This window comes from Capnocytophaga sp. oral taxon 864, assembly GCF_002998835.1.
Lineage (GTDB): Bacteria > Bacteroidota > Bacteroidia > Flavobacteriales > Flavobacteriaceae > Capnocytophaga > Capnocytophaga ochracea.
In genome coordinates this window covers 1,588,082-1,605,964 of the sequence record NZ_CP027232.1, presented here as the reverse complement: position 1 = coordinate 1,605,964, position 17,883 = coordinate 1,588,082, and the positions used below count along the sequence as shown (strand labels likewise).

At 42.7% G+C, this 17,883-nt stretch carries 11 protein-coding genes and 1 pseudogene; 4 read left to right on the top strand and 8 right to left on the bottom strand.

Translation table 11 applies throughout. The annotated features are described in order from the left end of the window. Window positions 1–679: 679 nt before the first annotated feature. From C3V44_RS07080 to C3V44_RS07070, 3 genes are read right to left on the bottom strand one after another with little or no spacing between them, the layout of a single operon-like run. The gene (locus C3V44_RS07080) at window positions 680–1,228 is read right to left on the bottom strand and encodes an AAA family ATPase (RefSeq protein ID WP_106095999.1); all 549 of its coding nucleotides are present in this window, start codon (window positions 1,226–1,228) and stop codon (window positions 680–682) included. Continuing rightward, window positions 1,192–1,863 (bottom strand): nicotinamide riboside transporter PnuC, encoded by a 672-nt coding sequence (gene pnuC / locus C3V44_RS07075; protein WP_009410835.1) that lies wholly within the window; start codon window positions 1,861–1,863, stop codon window positions 1,192–1,194. Before pnuC ends, C3V44_RS07080 begins: the two co-directional genes overlap by 37 nt. A gap of 36 nt (window positions 1,864–1,899) precedes the next feature. Continuing rightward, a complete protein-coding gene (locus C3V44_RS07070; RefSeq protein WP_002674885.1) occupies window positions 1,900–2,160 on the bottom strand; it encodes a thiamine-binding protein in 261 nt (86 codons plus the stop codon). Between the two features lie 253 nt (window positions 2,161–2,413). On the opposite strand from C3V44_RS07070, the gene polA reads away from it, so the two are divergent. From polA to C3V44_RS07050, 4 genes and pseudogenes are all read left to right on the top strand, one after another. Continuing rightward, a complete protein-coding gene (gene polA / locus C3V44_RS07065) occupies window positions 2,414–5,212 on the top strand; it encodes a DNA polymerase I (protein WP_106095998.1) in 2,799 nt (932 codons plus the stop codon). A gap of 147 nt (window positions 5,213–5,359) precedes the next feature. Continuing rightward, window positions 5,360–5,878, top strand: a complete 519-nt coding sequence (locus tag C3V44_RS07060) for a bifunctional 2-polyprenyl-6-hydroxyphenol methylase/3-demethylubiquinol 3-O-methyltransferase UbiG (protein ID WP_106095997.1) — start codon at window positions 5,360–5,362, stop codon at window positions 5,876–5,878. Window positions 5,879–6,755: 877 nt separating this feature from the next. Further along, complete coding sequence (locus C3V44_RS07055) at window positions 6,756–9,479, top strand: penicillin-binding protein 1A (RefSeq protein WP_106095996.1); 2,724 nt, start codon at window positions 6,756–6,758, stop codon at window positions 9,477–9,479. A 139-nt stretch (window positions 9,480–9,618) separates the two neighbouring features. Then, window positions 9,619–10,664 (top strand): annotated as a pseudogene (locus C3V44_RS07050) (endonuclease/exonuclease/phosphatase family protein). A gap of 80 nt (window positions 10,665–10,744) precedes the next feature. Here C3V44_RS07050 and C3V44_RS07045 read toward each other — a convergent pair. From C3V44_RS07045 to C3V44_RS07025, 5 genes are all read right to left on the bottom strand, one after another. Next, the gene (locus C3V44_RS07045) at window positions 10,745–11,509 is read right to left on the bottom strand and encodes a porin family protein (RefSeq protein WP_106095995.1); all 765 of its coding nucleotides are present in this window, start codon (window positions 11,507–11,509) and stop codon (window positions 10,745–10,747) included. An 18-nt stretch (window positions 11,510–11,527) separates the two neighbouring features. Continuing rightward, window positions 11,528–12,316, bottom strand: coding sequence for a porin family protein (locus tag C3V44_RS07040; RefSeq protein ID WP_106095994.1), 789 nt, complete (start codon window positions 12,314–12,316; stop codon window positions 11,528–11,530). A 24-nt stretch (window positions 12,317–12,340) separates the two neighbouring features. Beyond that, complete coding sequence (locus C3V44_RS07035) at window positions 12,341–12,988, bottom strand: CBS domain-containing protein (RefSeq protein ID WP_106095993.1); 648 nt, start codon at window positions 12,986–12,988, stop codon at window positions 12,341–12,343. 26 nt (window positions 12,989–13,014) lie between these two features. Next, window positions 13,015–15,171: a PepSY domain-containing protein gene (locus tag C3V44_RS07030; RefSeq protein WP_106095992.1), complete on the bottom strand. Its 2,157-nt coding sequence runs from the start codon at window positions 15,169–15,171 to the stop codon at window positions 13,015–13,017. Between the two features lie 434 nt (window positions 15,172–15,605). Next, window positions 15,606–17,846 carry a GH92 family glycosyl hydrolase gene (locus C3V44_RS07025; protein ID WP_106095991.1) on the bottom strand — a complete coding sequence of 747 codons (2,241 nt, stop codon included), beginning with the start codon at window positions 17,844–17,846 and terminating at the stop codon, window positions 15,606–15,608. Window positions 17,847–17,883 lie beyond the last annotated feature (37 nt).

Here is a 17,883-nt window from a genome sequence, read left to right as displayed (position 1 = left end):
CTTTGCCAAAGTTTGAGATGAAAAAGCGATGTGTTGGGGTCTGTTAGGAGGATTCGGAAGGAAACGGAGAAGTTCGGAAGAAGGGAGGGAGGGGTTTTGACGAAAAAAGACTATAAGGAGGGTGGGGTTAGCTTATAGAGAGCTTATAGGAAGCTTATACGAATCTTGGACGATTGGTATAGAAAGGGTGTGTAAATAATTGAATAATAGTATAATACAGCGATACAAAAAATGGTAAAAACGGGGTTTCGAGGCGAAAGAAAAGAGAATCCTCACCCCGTCCCTCTCCCAAGGAGAGGGGGGGATATAGCGACGGAAAGAAGAAGGGATAATTAGAGAATTGGCAAATTAGAAAATTAGTAAATGGGAAAGTGTGAGGGCTTAGGGCATAGGCAATAAGGGAAAAACATCTTCAAAGGAGAAATGTGGCAACCAAAGGGAAGCTATCGGGGGGGTCGGAGAGGCTCAAAAAGGGAGAACCAAAGACAAAGAGAGCTATATTAACTTTGGCAAAGTTTTAAACTTTGCCAAAGTATAGTGATAACAAACATCTCTATAACTCGCTTTAAATGGGGAATGTAGTAATAGGGAAAAAAGAGGAATGTAGGGACAAAAATAGTTGTTTGGTGGGGAGGACTCGTAGGAAGGGGGTCGGATAGAGGGGGCTTGTGAGAAGATGTTATGCGGTTAGCATTTTGGTGCATTGGGCGATGCGTTCCTCTAAGGAGCCTTTTAGGATATGGTGTTGTATGCCGTGAGCGTTCAGATGTTGCTCAAAAAAAGCAAATACGCTCTCGCGCTCGTGGGGTTTATCGCGGAGGTCATCGGGTTGCCAAGGGACATCTACATAAGTGAGAAAAAGGGTGTGATAATGATGTGTGAGGGCTGCGCGCTCTATTTGTGGGTTGCATTTGCCATAGTAAAGGTAAGAATAGACCATTAGTTCGAGCAGACAGGTGTCGCAGAACAAATATTCATTGGCTTGCTGGATACGTTTGTTTTCGAGAGAAACTTGTCCGTGAGCGATAGGAAGGAGGTCGTCCCACGTGCAGGTGAGATGCTGAGTGTCCCACTTGTGTTGCAGGTAAGTGCGCATATACTCCTCAGCCCATACGGTTTGGAACTGCTGGGCAAGAGTACGACTAAGAGTGGTTTTGCCGGTGCACTCAGGGCCTACAAAGGCGATACGCTTTATCGGGCTGTCTCGTTGCGCAAGTGTTGTTTCCATTCTCTATAGCCCATAATGGCAATAATGGTGAATAAAAAGTACTGAAAGGAGGTGAATAACATTCCTTTTTTGAGGTAGAGGGGTACTGAAATGAGGTCGCCGAGAATCCAAAAGACCCAGTTTTCTACTTTGCGTTTTGCCATTAGCCACATTCCTATCAAGAAAATGGAGGTGGTAAAGACATCGACATATTCGGTAGGGAGGAAGTTGTGAAATCCTAAGGAGATTCCCTGCATAGAAAAGTTGTTTTTGATGTAAGGTTTCAGGTAGTATACCGCAGTGACAAAAACCAAGCTAAAAACACCTAAAAGAGTACAGATTTGCCAATCGCGACGGGTGGTAGCGGAGATAGTAATCACATTGTCTTGGGCGTTCTTTGCCCATAGTATCCATCCGTAGATACTCATCGCTGTATAATAGGCATTGATAAGCATATCGCCCCACAGCACGTAGTGCCATAGCAGGTATACAAATAACACCGTGCTGATGATACCCGTAGGGTATACCCATATATTTCCTTTTTTAGCCAGCCAAACACTGAGGAACCCAAAGAACACACCTATAATTTCTAAAACCACTAAATGGGTAGGGACTCCTTGATACTGACTAAAAAACCAATTGAAAAACGCTTCCATATCAGATACTCAGTTACGCTTGCTCGTTGGCTTTACTTAGAAGAAAGGTTTATACTCGTGGCGGTCGGACTTTACGATTTTCACGTACATCAGTCCGCGTTCTACTAAGTCGAGGGCTTCTTCTATCTCGGTGGTGAGAACATTCATCACTTGGGTATATTCGCCATAGACTTGGGTACTGAGAGGGTTTTCTTGTACGATGAGCCCAGAGGCGCGCAGTTTCTTAATAAAGTGAATGATAGGACGCTCGTAATCGTCTTGCAACGGGCTAAAAGTAAGTTCAACAGATACTTTCATAATGGTGAATGATTAATTATTAAAGGTTAATTTATATTCGGGACAAAAGTACAAATAAAATGGGAAATTACAATTATTTTACTACCTTTGCGCAAAAATATGTATCTCTTTCAGCCAAAAGAGTAACCCCCTTTTTACCTATATTGAGTGAAGATAAAAAGAACTAAAAACACCCTTCGAAGAGGGAATTAGCGAATTTAAGAGGGAGTATGCTTGATGTTTTTGGCTTAATGGAGGATAAATTATTTAATGAATGAAAAAACGGCTTTTCCTACTCGATGCTTATGCCCTTATTTTTAGGGGTTATTACGCTTTTATCAAGAACCCGCGTATCAACTCCAAAGGGTTGAACACGTCGGCTATTTTGGGCTTTATGAACTCTCTTTTAGAAGTAATTAAAAAAGAAAAGCCCGACCACCTTGCTGTGGCTTTCGACAAGGGAGGAAGTGTGGAGCGCACGGAACTCTTTGCCGACTATAAAGCCAATCGGGAGGAAACGCCCGAAGCCATTCGGTTAGCAATCCCGTATATTCACGAAATCTTGAAAGCCTTGCATATTCCTATCATCGAAAAAGAGGGTTATGAGGCTGACGATATCATCGGGACACTCTCTAAACAAGCTGAAAAGCAGAACTACCAAGTGTATATGGTAACACCCGATAAGGACTATGCACAACTTGTGAGTGATAATATCTTTATATACCGACCTTCGCGCGGAGGTAACGATGTGGAGATTTGGGGCGTAAAAGAAGTACAAGAGAAATTTGAGGTACAAAATCCTTTGCAGGTAATAGACTTCCTCGGAATGATGGGTGATGCGGTAGACAATATACCTGGACTCCCGGGAGTAGGCGAGAAGACCGCTAAAAAGCTACTTGCCGACTTTGGCTCTATGGAAAACCTTCTCGCCCATACTGACCAGCTGAAAGGCAAACTACGCGAGAATATAGAGAGCAACAAGGAAAAAGGAATCCTCTCTAAACAGTTGGCTACCATTATGCTGGACGTGCCTGTAACATTTGATGAAGAAGACTTTGCGATGTCCGAACCCGATTTTGAAGCGGTAGGGAGGATATTTGAAGAGTTAGAATTTCGTCAGTTATTGCAAAACTTTCTCAGAACGTATCAGCCCCAGATGGCAACAACACCCCCGCCACTTACAGGGAATAAGCCCACAGAGGGACAGTTAAGTCTCTTTACGCAAGGCGACCTATTTGCCCAACCGCAGGTAATGAGCGAGAAGAAGAACAGCGCTAAAACACCTCACTTCTACCAATTAGCCGATACCCCAATGGCGCAACAACTGCTCTTGCAGAATTTATTGCAACAAACCGAAGTGTGTTTTGATACCGAAACGACCAGTGTGAACGCCCTGGAAGCCGAATTGGTAGGGATTTCCTTCTGCTGGTCGGCTCACAAAGGTTATTACGTACCTTTCCCTACTGATAAAGCAGCAACAACAAAACTGCTTGAAACTTTCCGTCCGTTCTTTGAAAATGAGCGTATTGGTAAGGTAGGTCAGAATTTGAAATACGACCTTAAAGTATTGCAAAACTACAACATTGAGGTGCGAGGCGCACTCTTCGATACGATGATAGCCCACTATCTGCTGAATCCAGATATGCGCCACAATATGGATATCCTCAGTGAAACCTATTTGAACTATACCCCTATTACTATTGAGAGTTTGATAGGTAAAGGTAAGGCACAACGCTCTATGCGTACCGTTCCACTCGACCAAGTGAAGGAATACGCCGTGGAAGATGCTGATGTTACGTGGCAACTCAAAAACGTATTTAAGGAGGAAATGCCCAAAGTGAACGCCGAGAAAATCTATACTGATTTGGAAGCGCCTTTGATAAAAGTGTTAGCCGCTATGGAACGCGAAGGAGTGAACCTGGATGTACCCTTCTTAAAAGAATACGCTAAGACCTTAGATGCCGATATTGCACAACTCGAAGCCACTATAGCCCAGCAGGCGGGGGAGAGTTTCAATTTGGCATCGCCGAAACAGTTAGGTGATATTCTTTTTGAAAAACTGAAAATTGACAGCAAACCTAAGAAGACAAAAACAGGTCAGTATGCCACTTCCGAAGAAGTATTAGCCCCCTTTGCTTCTAAGCATAAGATAGTAGCCGATATACTTGAATGGCGACAAGTACAGAAGCTGAAATCTACTTATGTAGATGCCTTGCCTTTGGAGGTGAACAAACTCACCGGTCGTGTACACACTACCTATATGCAAACGGTAGCTGCGACGGGTAGATTGAGCAGTAATAATCCTAACTTGCAGAATATTCCTATCCGCACTCCTCGCGGTCAGCAGGTACGCAAGGCGTTCATTGCACGCAATCCTGATTATGTGCTTCTCTCTGCCGACTATTCGCAAATAGAGCTTCGCATCATCGCTGCCTTGAGCGAAGAACACAATATGATTGACTCATTCCTCCGCAATGAGGATATTCACCGTTCCACAGCTGCCAAAGTGTTCCACGTGCCTTTGGAAGAGGTAACTCGCGAACAGCGCAGTCACGCCAAGACAGTGAACTTCGGGATTATCTATGGTGTATCGGCTTTTGGGCTCTCGGCTCAAACCAATTTGAGTCGTTCAGAGAGCAAGGAATTGATAGATACTTATTACGCTACGTATCCCAATCTGCGAAACTATATCAGTAAGCAAATACAATTTGCTCAAGAACACAGCTATGTAGAGACCGTATTAGGAAGGCGTCGCTATCTACCCGATATTCACTCTCGTAACCAAGTAGTGCGCGGAGCAGCTGAGCGCAACGCTGTGAATGCTCCGATACAGGGCTCGGCTGCGGATATCATCAAAATTGCGATGATACGCATACAACACGAGTTGATTCGCCAACAACTTCAAACCCGTATGCTCTTGCAGGTGCACGATGAGTTAGTGTTTGATGTACCTAAAACAGAGCTCAATATCGTTAAGCCTCTGATTAAAGAAGCAATGGAAAGCGCTTTTAACCTTGCTGTTCCGCTTGTGGCAGATTTAGGGGTAGGGGATAACTGGCTCGATGCACACTAGAATTAGGTAAGAGGTAAGAGGTAAAAGGTAAAGCCAGCGAGGCTCACAGCTGGGTATGTGAATAAAAGGTAAAAGGTGAGGCGACGCAGACTTTGGCGAAATTTGTGGCTCAAAGGTGTTACTCCTTGTTAATTGTCAATGTAAATTATGTACAAGATATTTCCTAAAAAACGCTATCAAAAAACTTTGAGTATTCTCAAACAATATGCCCCTCAGGGAAGCACTATCCTTGATGTGGGGGTGGAGAATCCTTTTTCGGCAGTAATGCAACAAGAAGGCTATACTGTGCTTAACACTACGGGGCAGGATTTGGATTTTGAATCACACACCCTACAAGCCTTTAAGGCTGATTTTACAGTAGCTTTGGAAATTTTAGAGCACTTGGTAAACCCTTTGGCAGTTTTGCAGAATCTCCCTACTAAGAGAGTGCTCATTACGGTGCCCTTGCGCCTTTGGTTTGCCAAAGCCTACCGCAATACGTCTGACCCTCGCGACTGTCATTATCACGAGTTTGAAGATTGGCAATTGGATATGCTGGTAGAGAAAGCGGGCTTTCGTATTATTTATAGAGAGAAATGGACACACCCAGTGAAGAAGTTCGGTTTACGTCCGCTATTGCGATATTTTACGAATAGATACTATGCCGTGGTTGCAGAGAGAAAATAATAGTTCAATCTGCCTTTGGGAGAGAAATTTAACAAATTGCAACAAATCAAACAAGCTATAGCACGATAGATAGGAGCGAGCTAGACGGATTTAGCACAGATGATTCTTTTGTAAAACATCATTGTTCCACGGATTGGCTCAGCTTTAGCTGAGGAATTTCACGGAACAGTAATGAAAAGGCAATTGTAAATCAATATTGTATATATCGAACTGACGTTAAATTATATTAGGATTGAACCGGCTTTTTAATAGGAATTAGAGAATTTCGGAGAGACTCAGAAATGCGAGGTCGTAGTACGACAGACAGTGTACAATTAACTTTGGCAAAGGTGCGAGCCACACAGGCAGCCGTAGCACGGCAGGCGAGGAAAAATTAGCAAATGAGGAAGCGTTGAGGGGTTCGGAAGGAAACGGAGGAGTTCGGAAGAGGGGAGGGAGAGTTTTTGATGAAAAAAGGGTGTAAGGAGGGTGGGGTTAGCTTATAGAGAGCTTATAGGAAGCTTATACGAATCTTGGACGATTGGTATAGAAGGGGTATATAAGTGGTTGACTCATAGTATAATACAGCGATGCAAAAAATGGTAAAAACGGGGTTTCGAGGCGAAAGAAAGAGGAAGAGGTGATAGGCCTTAGGGCATAGGCACTAGGGGGAGTATGATGGAAAAGAGAATTAGCAAATTGGCAAATTTGGAAATTAGCAAATGGGAAAGAGGTTAATAAATTCGGAGAGGCTCAGGAAAGGTGTAAGCGGTGAGAGAAACTTATTAAGGGATTAGACCTTAAATTGCTATAAAGTGGAATAAGAAAAACGGTGGGATTCTTTGTTAATTGAAAATTATATCGTACCTTTGTACTTTAAACATCATTAAAACTAAGTATGAATCTGAAAAATATATCGTTTAAGAAGCTACTTACACAAGGCGGTCTTGTACTTGCTACCCTGCTATCACGGTTGTTAGAAGGCTGTATCGCTTTGGCTTCGATGGTATATAAATTACTACGTTATGCCTTAAAAGTGCTCTGGGCGGTATTTATCTTCGCTTTGCTTATAATCCCTTATGGTATTTTTAGACTTTACCAAGGATATAAGAATAGAAAAAACGCTCCGAAAAAGGAACAGGAACAGATAGTATATACGGGCAACATATTCCACCGCAGCTGGCAATGGTTGCGGGCTAAACCTTATCAGTTTTACCTCAAATGCATAGGTATACCGATTGGGATAGGCGTAGCAGGTATACTGTTGCTCATCTTGTTAATTTACTTTGGGGCTTTTGGCAGGTTACCCTCAGAGGAGGATTTGAAAGAGTTGCGCCAATCGGAAGCGAGTCTTGTTTACGATTACGAGAACCAATTGATAGGGAAATTTTATATCTTCGACCGTACTAAAATAGAATACAAGGACTTTCCTCCTTATCTTATCAACGCACTTATCGCTACCGAAGACGAGCGTTTTTACTTGCACAAAGGGGTAGACACGAAGAGTTTGTTTAGGGTTTTCTTTAAATCACTGCTTTTGCAAGACGACTCATCAGGAGGGGGAAGTACTGTTACAATGCAGTTGGCTAAAAATATTTATGGGCGTGGACAGCGCTACGGAAAACTTTCGATGCCTATACACAAAATCAAAGAGATGATTATAGCCAGACGCATAGAAAAGGTATACAGCAAGGAGGAAATCTTGACACTTTACCTCAATACTGTGCCTTTCAGCGATAATACTTACGGGATAGAAAGTGCGGCGCAACGATTCTTTGACAAATCGGCGAGAGACCTTACGCTTAATGAAGCGGCTACGCTTATCGGTACGCTTAAAGCGACGAATAGCTATAATCCGCGTACCTCACCCAAGCGCAGTGAAGAGCGTCGGAATGTGGTATTGGCACAGATGAAGAAAAACAACTTGCTGACCGAAGACGACTTTAAAGTTCATACAAGAGACACTCTTAAAACTACGGTAACTACGGCTGAAAAAGATGGTGTAGCGCCTTATCTTGTAGAGCAAATACGCTTACTATTACCTGAACTGCTGAAAGAGGTGAAGAAGCCAGACGGTTCGGCTTATAATATTTATAAAGATGGATTGCGCATCTATACGACCATTGACAAGACAATGCAGGAATATGCTGAGAAAGCAGTGGAAAAGCATTTAACATCGTTACAACAAGATTTTGAACAGACCTATGGCAAACGTGCTCCTTGGAACTTGGACAGTGATTGGTTTAAGGAAGAAGTGAAGAAGTTGCCTGCTTATAAAGAACTTGAAGAGCAAAAACTCTCGGAAGCGAAGATATGGGCGAAGCTGAGTGAGAAGAAGCCAATGGATTTATCTTTCTATACCGAAGACAGTATCAAAAAGCATAGTACATTGGACAGTTTGTCGCGTTTTATACGCATATTAAACACGGGATTTGTGAGTGTAGAGCCTCAAACAGGGGCAATTAAAACTTATGTGGGTGGAGCAGACTTCCGCTACTTTAAGTACGACCATATCCTACAAAGCCGTCGCCAAGTGGGCTCAGTTTTTAAACCGATAGTGTACGCTACTGCCTTAGAGATGGGAATGCCTGTGTGCACACACTTTTCGCCCCTGCCTTTGACCTATGCTGATTACGAATATTGGTCGCCACGCAACGCTTCTAAGACTGACGATGACCCTAACATATATTACTCAGTATGCAAGGGATTGCGAGAATCATTGAACACCATAGCTGTACAAACGCTCTTTTATGCGGGGCTAAAGAATGTGATAAAGAAAACACGACAGTTAGGCATCACTTCTCCTCTACCGAATGTACCTTCGATAGCATTGGGTTCGGCTGAACTATCGGTGATAGAAGTAGCTAAGGCTTATACGGCTTTTGCGAACAAAGGGGTGCCTGTAGAGCCTTATTTTATCACCCGAATAGAGAACAAAAAAGGGGAAGTAATATGGGAACGCAAACCTAAGGTTTTAGCTCCTGCACTGAGTGAACGCACTGCCCAAATAATGATACAGATGATGCGCTCGACCGTGAACGAAGGTACCGCATCACGTATGCGTGGGCAATACGGACTTACCAATGACCTTGCGGGTAAAACAGGTACGACCCAAGACAATAAAGACGGTTGGTTTGCGGGAATGCTCCCCAACCTTGTGATGATTACGTGGGTGGGTAACGACCAGCAGATAGGGTTTAAAAGTACGCGTTTGGGACAAGGAGCTAACTCGGCATTACCTATTGCTGCCTTGTTTGTATCGCAACTGAACCGCAACAGCAAGTATAAAGACCTAACGCGAGCTACTTTTAAGGTAAGCGAAGAGATACGTACGGAGGTAACTGAATGTGAGCCTACTGTACGCGAAGGTTTCTTTGACCGCCTTTTGAGCAGTACTGCCAAAGATACCATAAGAGCAGGAGATGTGCATTATCGGATTTATGAGCGCAAAGGTAAGCTACACAATGTGGAAGATGAGGAAGATATATCGGTAGACGATGTGGTAAATCCTGCAAATACCCCTGCGCCAGCACCAAGCACTCAAACAGCTACACAGGAGGGAAAAGAAAAGAAAAAAGGGCTTTTGGATAGGATTTTTAGTCGTAGCACGACAGGCGATTAGTCGTAGCACGACAGGCAATTGAATGAGAAAATTAGGGAATGAGAAAGTTAGCAAATGAGGAAATGAGGAAGGATAAGATTTTAAGAGAGGCAATAAAACATTGAGATAACTAAAGACTAACAAATTAAAACTAATATAGATGAAAAGAATAGTATTTTTAATGGTGTCGTTCATCTTGATGACACCTTACATAAACGCACAAGAAAAAAAGAAGTTTGCTGTGAGAACCGTTGCTTTTTACAACGTTGAGAACCTTTTCGACACGATTAATGACCCTCATAAGTTTGATGATGACCGCACTCCTGAGGGAGCTGACCGCTGGACGAGTAAGGTGTATAACGACCACGTACACAAGATAGCCAAAGTAATTTCGGAGATAGGAAGTGATGTTACCAAACACGCCCCCGATATAGTAGGTCTTGCCGAAATAGAAAATGAAGCGGTAGTGAGAGACCTTATCAATACCGAATATTTGAGGAAATATAATTATGGGATTGTACATTACGAATCACCCGACGCTCGTGGGGTGGATGTAGCTCTCATCTACAAAAAAAGCGTGTTTAAACCTACTGCTTCATTTCCACACCCTCTATACCTCACCAAAGATGACGGAAAGCCTCTTTACACTCGCGACCAACTGTTAGTAAGTGGTGAATTGGACGGTGAAATGATTCATTTTATAGTAAACCACTGGCCTTCGCGTTTTGGAGGAGAAGCTAAAAGTAGACCCAGTCGTGAAAAAGCGGCGGCTTTGAACAAGAAAATTATAGATTCACTTCTCAGCAAAGACCCTAATGCTAAGGTGATAGCAATGGGTGACTTTAACGACGACCCTATTAACTCAGGCTTTAAGAATGTGTTAAAGACTAAAGACAAAAAGAAGATGTAAAACAAGGGGAGTTATTTAACCCTATGGAGGCTATGCTGAAAAAAGGAATGGGAACGTTAGCCTATCAGGACGGCTGGAATCTTTTTGACCAGTTTTACTTTACTTATGATTTGCTAAAAGAAGACAAGAGCAGTTACCGCTATTGGAAAACGGGGATATTCAATCGCTCGTATTTGGCTAACCCCAAAGGGCGCTATAAGGGATATCCTTTCCGCAGTATGAGCAATGGCAATTACACTTGGGGATATTCTGACCACTTCCCAGTATATATGTACCTTATCAGAGAACTGAAATAAGGAAATAAGAATATTTATGTTAGCAATTGAGAGGCTACCCGAAGAGTTTAAAATATTTTCGGGTAGCCTCTCGAACTTTTCTATTCTTCTCTCACCTCTGTTGTCTCCTCAGTAGGTGCTTCTACAGGTGCTGTACTCTCAGGCTGAGGTGCAATTACAGGAGGCTCTTGCTCCTGTAAAGGTCTGTTTTTAGAGAGTTTCAAGCCTGCACCTACTGAAATGGCAAAGTAATAACTTTGAGCGTCTTTAAAGTTTAGATAAGGTGTAGGTTCTTGATTGGTGAGAGGCGATAGATTGGTAGAAAAACGACCATCTACGGTAAGGATGATTTTAGGAAATTCCCACATCACACCTCCTCCTAAATGCAAATTCATCACAACACTATTGAAATGTGAGGTGATATCATACTTTTCACTGTATTGTTTCTCGGAATAAGAGGCTAAAAGTAAGAATTTAGGAGCTACTCCTATTTGTCCAAAGCCCCTAAATTTCTTTTTACCTTCTATTTGTAGTAAAATAGGTACTTCCAAGCAATCAAAACGAATAAAATGACGGTCGGATAGTTTTAAATCAGAACCTTCAGGACGAAAAGGAATAGCTTCGCGTTTGTACATCACTTCGGGTAAGAATACCCAATGGGTCTTGAGCGGAAGGCGGAAGAATACGCCTGTATTAAAAACTCCTGAATGCCCAAAGTACTCTATATTATAGCTTTCATTGGCTGTTTTAGGAGTTATAACACTTACCGTTGCCAAAGGATTATTAAGTTTTACTCCTATGGCTGTCTGAGAAAAACCGAGTGTAGCAACACTCAAAAAAACGATGGTAATTAAAAAACGTTTCATAATATATGTTGTTAAAAATTAAAAATCTTGTTCTTGTGATGTATTCACCTCAGCAGGAACACTATCTTTGATAATAATTGGGAGCTCTTCTTGGGGAATAGCCCTTTCTAAAGGCAATGCTTTCTTTTTAAAAGGTTTGTAGCCTGCGCCTAAAGAAAACGCAAAATAATAGCTTTGTGCCTTACTGAAATCAATATCAGGGGTGTTCTTTTCAGAAGTAAGTGGTGTAAGGTTGGTAGCGAGTCTTCCATCAGCAGTAAAAACCCAATCTCTTCTGTTCCATAAAACACCTCCCCCAACATTTAAATTGAGAACAACCCTATTAAAAGAGCTCGTAACATTATGGTCGCCTTTTTCTAAAACAGCAGAATACTTTGCTGAAGTTAAGAATTTAGGAGACACTCCTAATTGGGCAAACCCTCTTACGGTGCGCTTTCCTTCCCATTGTAACAGGATAGGGACCTCAGCATACCAAAATTTATATACTCCGCGATCAGAGAGAAGTTCTTCTATTGTTTCCTCTTGATGAAAAAACCAAACCCCTTCACGCTTGAACAACACTTCGGTTTGTAGTGCCCAATGTGTTTTTAGAGGCATTCGCATAAAAGCTCCTATATTAAAAGCCCCTATATAAAACTCACCAAAAATACCTCCTCCGTTTCTAATCCCCTTAGGTGTATTTGCAATTTGATGTTTCATTACATTAACTGCTACAAACGGATTAGCAACTTTCACCCCTACGGCTATTTGGCTATAGCTAAATGCCGAAATACTTAAAAGCATAGCAGTAATTAAAAAACGTTTCATAATATATTTAGTTAAAGATTATTATTACTTATTACCTAATTCTAAGTATTTTTCAAAATAATCAGCAATGTCTTTGAGTTCTTGGCGGTAGTGATCGTCGTCTTTTTCGGTAAGGATACCATAGCCATAACGGCGGAAGTCCTGTAGTATATCCGAGAGTCGGTTGGTGATGAGTTTGAGCGTAATATGCACATTGTTTTCCGTGCGATTGGAGAGGTAAATCCCTAATACCTTCCCTCCATTTTCTTCCACTATCCTACTGATTTCAGTAAAAGAATAATTGTGAGCACTTTTCTCTAAGATGAGTACCCGACCCGCTTCTTGTATAAAAGGCGTTTTGGTGAGTTGTTGTATAAAGTCTCCCAAGTAGTAATAACCTATAAATTGCTGATTCTCATTTATTACGGGGAGCATTTCGGTGTGATAGGAAGCGAAAGCCTCTATTACGGTATCCCACGTTGCGGTTAGCGGTACAAAAAAGCGTTCTAACGCATATTGATAATCGGCTACTATAGCTTCTTTATCTTCCTCATCTACTGCTTCTTTGCGGAGTACCCCTATAAAAGTATTGCCTTCGCACACGGGCAAAGCTGAAAGCAAATGCGCCTCAAAAAGCAACTTCACTTCCTCTATTGAAGTATTAGGTTCTATGTATAAAAAATGTGTTGTCATATTCTTACCTCTTATCTCTTATCTAATCAATAACAGTCTGTTTTGATTTGTCCTTTGTTTTGGTAGTAGCTCAGCGGTTTATCTAAATGTTCTCTACAAATAGCTTCCAAAACTTCGGTCACCGCTTTCTCCATCGCAACCGACCCGCATATCATTATAATTCCTTTGTTTTTCAGGAGTTCAGCAAAGAAAGGAGCTTCTCTTTGCAAGATGTCTTGCACGTAGAATTTATCACCTTCACGCGAGAGGGCTTGCCAATAGTTGGCTATCTTTCCTTCGCGAGTAAACTGTTCTATATAAGGGCGATAGATTTCCAAAGAGGCTTCACGGCGACAACCCCATATCAGGGTGATAGGTTTCTTTTGGGTATTTTCGGCTATCATTCCTATAAAGGGCGCCATCCCCGAACCATTGGCAATACACACCACTTGGGGTGCTTTTTTAGGGAAATGGAAGTGTTTGTTGGCTACCAAAGCAGCTTGCAACGTATCGCCTATTTGCAAATTGTTCAGCAGGTTTGACACCACCCCTTGTGAGTGTAGCTTCACGCTCAACCACACATCTCCTTTGTATTTGGCAACCGAATAGAGCCGTTCACGTCCGTCTTCAGGAGTAATGCCCAAGAGGTCACCCGAGGCAAAACTACTTTTTTGGGATGGGCGTAGCGCTATTAGGAAAATATCGTCGTCCATTACGGGTGTTTTCTCCGTTACCGTAAAAGTGAGCAGTTTGCGCTGAGGTTGTACACTGAAATTATCAGGCAAAGCCAAAGAGAGCTTTTGAGTCATAGCCCAAGCTGTTGCCCACGCTTTAAACTGACCGAAGTCTTGGTCGTTTACGGTATGCAAAGGCAGCGCACATTCTGCTTGTGCAGTAGCCGACAATAGTTGGTCTACTTCTTTGGCATATTTGCAGAAATCGGGGTAAGTATCAGAGCCAAAGCCGAGTACGCTATACGCCAAAGGTTGTGCGGGGGGATATTTTGCCCATAAGTGCGCAAAGTGAGTCGCATTGATAGGCGCCTCGCCATCGCCATAAGTGCAAGTAAATACAATGAGTTGCTCTGCTTTAGCAAAACGAGTGTAGGCGTTCATATCGGTCAGGTAGGAACGCTTGCCCAAACGGAGGAGTTCGTTATGAAAAAGGATAGCAAACTTGCGGGTGGTGCCCCCTTCAGTGCCTACTAACACGATGTATTCACATTCGCTTTTATCAAACGGATTGTTGATGCCTTTCTTTCGTTTTCTGAGGGTCATCGCAAAGCCAGAGTAGAGGAAGAACAACAACGCTACACACGAGAGCAACAAGACAGTCGCCCAGAGGTAATGCCCTTTGCCAACGTGTAGGGTGCGCACCAAATACGCCAAGCCTTTATAAGGAGAAGTGGAGGTGCTAATAACCTCGCCCGTAAACTGATTGACTACTATATTTTTATCGATGAAATCTACTTTATAGACCTCTTCTACATCTTCAAAAGCAGGAAATTCTACTTGGCGCACTTCGGAAAGAGGCACTTGGAAAACAGAGAAGTCTTTAGCGGGTTTTGCGGGAGTTTCTCGTAGTGTGCTAGCGTCATAATTGTGTTCGGCTTTAAACTTAGGAAATACTTTCACCGTTTCGAGCATCATATACACCCCCGTGAGGGCAATGATAAAGATAGGCACGAGCGCCCAACGCCCCAGAGCACTATGGTAATGATTGTAGAATTTCTCTTGCGGAAGTTTGTGGAAAAATCTACCCCAACGTTGCTGTTTGCGGGCGATGAGCCATATACCCGACAAGGCTACTACACACAAACACAAGGCTGTAAGCCCCATTATCACCCGTCCCGTTTTGCCCATATAGAGCGAGCGGTGTAGCGTTTTGACGAACTGTATAAACTTCGAGGGTTTGTAATTCCCTTTGATAACCTCCCCCGATTGCGGATGGATAAAGAGTTTTTCGCCCTCAGCCGTCTCTATTTGCACAAAGTGATTGCGGTCGATAGTGAGTTTAAGGACGTCTATATTCTTTTCCTTTAAAACGGCAATTGTTTGGGCAAGGGTAGTGCTTTCAAACGCTACACTTTTGTAAGGCAACGTTTGGTTATACACCGATTCACCTGCCAAGATAACCCCCGTAAGAGCTCCCAGCAGTATGAATACCCCTGCTATCAGGGAAAATATTAAGTGGAGTTTACGCATAATAATTACGAATTACGAATGACGAATTACGCAAAGGCGGTTTGCCGATGTGTTTGGCACGAGTTATAAGCTCGCGCCAGTGGTGGGATTTGTTGATGTGTTGATTTGTCAATTTGTTTAGCACGAGCTACAAGCTCGCGCCAGCGGTGTGTGAGTATTCTTATTTTGGCTATTGCAAGATATAAAAAATACTGAAACTAGGTATATAACATATCTATAAAGGAATTTTTGTATGATCATTATTATTATCAAAACGTGTTTAAACTTTTTTGAGGAACTTGGAGATAAACCCTATATCTCATTATCAAACTTTTATATCCGTCAAGCCAATCATTGGCTTGTTCAATCTTAAACCTATTTTTGTACAATTCTTCATTTTTAACTTTGCCAAAGTCTGAAACTTTGGCAAAGTGTAGTGACGCTTTTCTTACCTCTTATCTCTTACCTAACTCAAACCGTATTTTCTTTGCATTTTTCAAAGCCTCGTGACTGATAAAATAGGATTTGTAAGGCTTGTCGTCGATGTAAATGTTCTTAATGTAAATGTTTTCAGGCGAAGCATTACTTTCTATTACCAAATCACCAGCAGGATAGTACTGCGGGTCGCGTTTAAGGGTGATTTTGGTGAACTTAGGCGAGGTGAAAGTGTAGTTAGGCTCAGATGGGGTAATGGGGTAGAAGCCTGCCATTCCATAAATGAGCCAAGCCGACATTACCCCTGTGTCTTCATTGCCTGGGAGTCCCGCAGGTTTATTTTGGAAATACTCATTGATGAGTTGGTCTACTTTCTGTTGGGTTTTCCACTCTTTGCCTTTAAGGAAGTTGTAGAGATATGGATAAGCAATATCGGGTTCGTTTGCCATATCGTACTGTTTACTGTCGAAAATATGGTCGAGTTGCTTTTCAAAAGGTTTTTCACCACCCATTAGCTTGATCATTCCTTTTACATCGTGGGTTACCATATATACGTATTGCCACGCATTGCCCTCGATATAGCCCACATTCTCTTCAAAATTAGCCCCACTTTCGGGGTTGAAAGGCGCATACCACTTGCCATCAGCGTGACGTGGACGCAATAAATGGGTTTCCTTATCGAATAGTTTTCTATATGAATAGGCTTGTTTGTTAAACTTCTCGTAATCGGTTTTTTTGCCTAACTTCTTAGCTATTTGCGCAATGGCAAAGTCAGCCGCATTATACTCTTGGGTAGTAGATACCGGACCTCTTACACCCCCATCTACACTCAGGTAACCCAATTTCCAATACTCTTTCACTCCTGGGCGTATAGGGTTATTTTCAAGGGTATTCGCCCCTTTGAGCATCGCCTCGTAGGCAGTTTGTATATCAAAATCGGTGAGACCGCGCAAGTAAGTATCTGCTAATACTATGCTGGCAGGGTCACCTACCATCGTAAAGGTTTCTGTAGAATTGAGTTCCCATTTGGGCAGCCAACCGCTTTCTTTGTAGATATCGAGCATCGTGCGCACCATTTGCAGTTGCTGTTCGGGATAGAGCAGGGTGAGCAATTGGTGGTAATTGCGATAGGTATCCCACAATGAGAACACCGTATAACGCTGGTGATTTTTGCCTATTTTGTTAGTCTTGCTCTCAGGATAATCACCATTCACATCGTTCAGAAGGTTGGGGTGAATAAGCGCGTGATAGAGCGCTGTGTAGAATATCGTTTTTTGGTCGTCGGTACCCCCTTCTACGGTAGCGCGTAGGGCATCGTTCCACGTTTGGCGAGTAGTGGCATACACCTCATCGAAAGTGCGGTTGCCTATTTCTTTTTCAAGGTTTTCACGGGCGTTGGCTATGTTCACGTACGAAATACCCACTTTGAGTTCCACGACTTCCTCTTTGTCAAATTTATAGCGGAAATACGCCCCTATACTATCGCCTACTACCTCGCGGGCAAATTGTTCTTTGAAGCGTGTTTCGCCATTGTACCACATCCATTGGGCTTCCACCCCTTGATGTTTTTCGGGCGTATGCCAAACACCATAGGAAGGTGCTACTTTGCTTACTTTGGCTACAAAATACACTGGATAAGCTAGCTCCGGACTGTTATAGCAGAAAGTCCCTACCATACGCATTCCTTCTACCTCGGTAGGCGATACGAATTTCAACATAGCCCCCTTTTCGTTGGTGAGTCCAAGTCCGAGATTGATGAGCAAATTAGCTTCGCCTTTAGGAAAGTGATAACGAGTGATACCTGCGCGGGTGGTAGCAGTAGCTTCGGTTTTGATATTGTATTTAGTGAGGAAATTGCTGTAATAACCCGCTTTAGCGACTTCTTTTTGGTAAGTAGAGCCGTATTTTAGGTGATTTACCTCCAATTTGCCAGTGGTAGGCATTGCGATAATCACCCCCAGTTCAGGACAGCCCACCCCACTGAGGTTCACGTGGGTAAGTCCGGTGAAGAATTTATTTTCATTTACATAAGGGTTTGAAAGCCAACGACTGTCTTTTTCAAGCGGAGCTTTCACCCCCGTAGTATCGAAAGCTACATTGAAAGGCGAAATGCTAAGCATACCGCGGGGAGCAATTGCGCCAGGGTGCGTAGCACCAAAATTAGAAGTACCAATAAGCGGATTGATATAATCCACGGGTTGCTGTTGTGCGTGTAGTGATAAAGCCACCCATAGAGTGGTAAAAGCAAATAGGTTTCTCATTCGTATAAAACGCTAAAATGGTTAATCAGGCTACAAA

What these genes read in the sequence shown, in the direction of transcription:
- C3V44_RS07080 (WP_106095999.1), bottom strand. Translation starts at nt 1,228, where the DNA reads ATGGAAACAACACTTGCGCAACGAGACAGCCCGATAAAGCGTATCGCC.
- pnuC (WP_009410835.1), bottom strand. Translation starts at nt 1,863, where the DNA reads ATGGAAGCGTTTTTCAATTGGTTTTTTAGTCAGTATCAAGGAGTCCCT.
- C3V44_RS07070 (WP_002674885.1), bottom strand. Translation starts at nt 2,160, where the DNA reads ATGAAAGTATCTGTTGAACTTACTTTTAGCCCGTTGCAAGACGATTAC.
- polA (WP_106095998.1), top strand. Translation starts at nt 2,414, where the DNA reads ATGAAAAAACGGCTTTTCCTACTCGATGCTTATGCCCTTATTTTTAGG.
- C3V44_RS07060 (WP_106095997.1), top strand. Translation starts at nt 5,360, where the DNA reads ATGTACAAGATATTTCCTAAAAAACGCTATCAAAAAACTTTGAGTATT.
- C3V44_RS07055 (WP_106095996.1), top strand. Translation starts at nt 6,756, where the DNA reads ATGAATCTGAAAAATATATCGTTTAAGAAGCTACTTACACAAGGCGGT.
- C3V44_RS07045 (WP_106095995.1), bottom strand. Translation starts at nt 11,509, where the DNA reads ATGAAACGTTTTTTAATTACCATCGTTTTTTTGAGTGTTGCTACACTC.
- C3V44_RS07040 (WP_106095994.1), bottom strand. Translation starts at nt 12,316, where the DNA reads ATGAAACGTTTTTTAATTACTGCTATGCTTTTAAGTATTTCGGCATTT.
- C3V44_RS07035 (WP_106095993.1), bottom strand. Translation starts at nt 12,988, where the DNA reads ATGACAACACATTTTTTATACATAGAACCTAATACTTCAATAGAGGAA.
- C3V44_RS07030 (WP_106095992.1), bottom strand. Translation starts at nt 15,171, where the DNA reads ATGCGTAAACTCCACTTAATATTTTCCCTGATAGCAGGGGTATTCATA.
- C3V44_RS07025 (WP_106095991.1), bottom strand. Translation starts at nt 17,846, where the DNA reads ATGAGAAACCTATTTGCTTTTACCACTCTATGGGTGGCTTTATCACTA.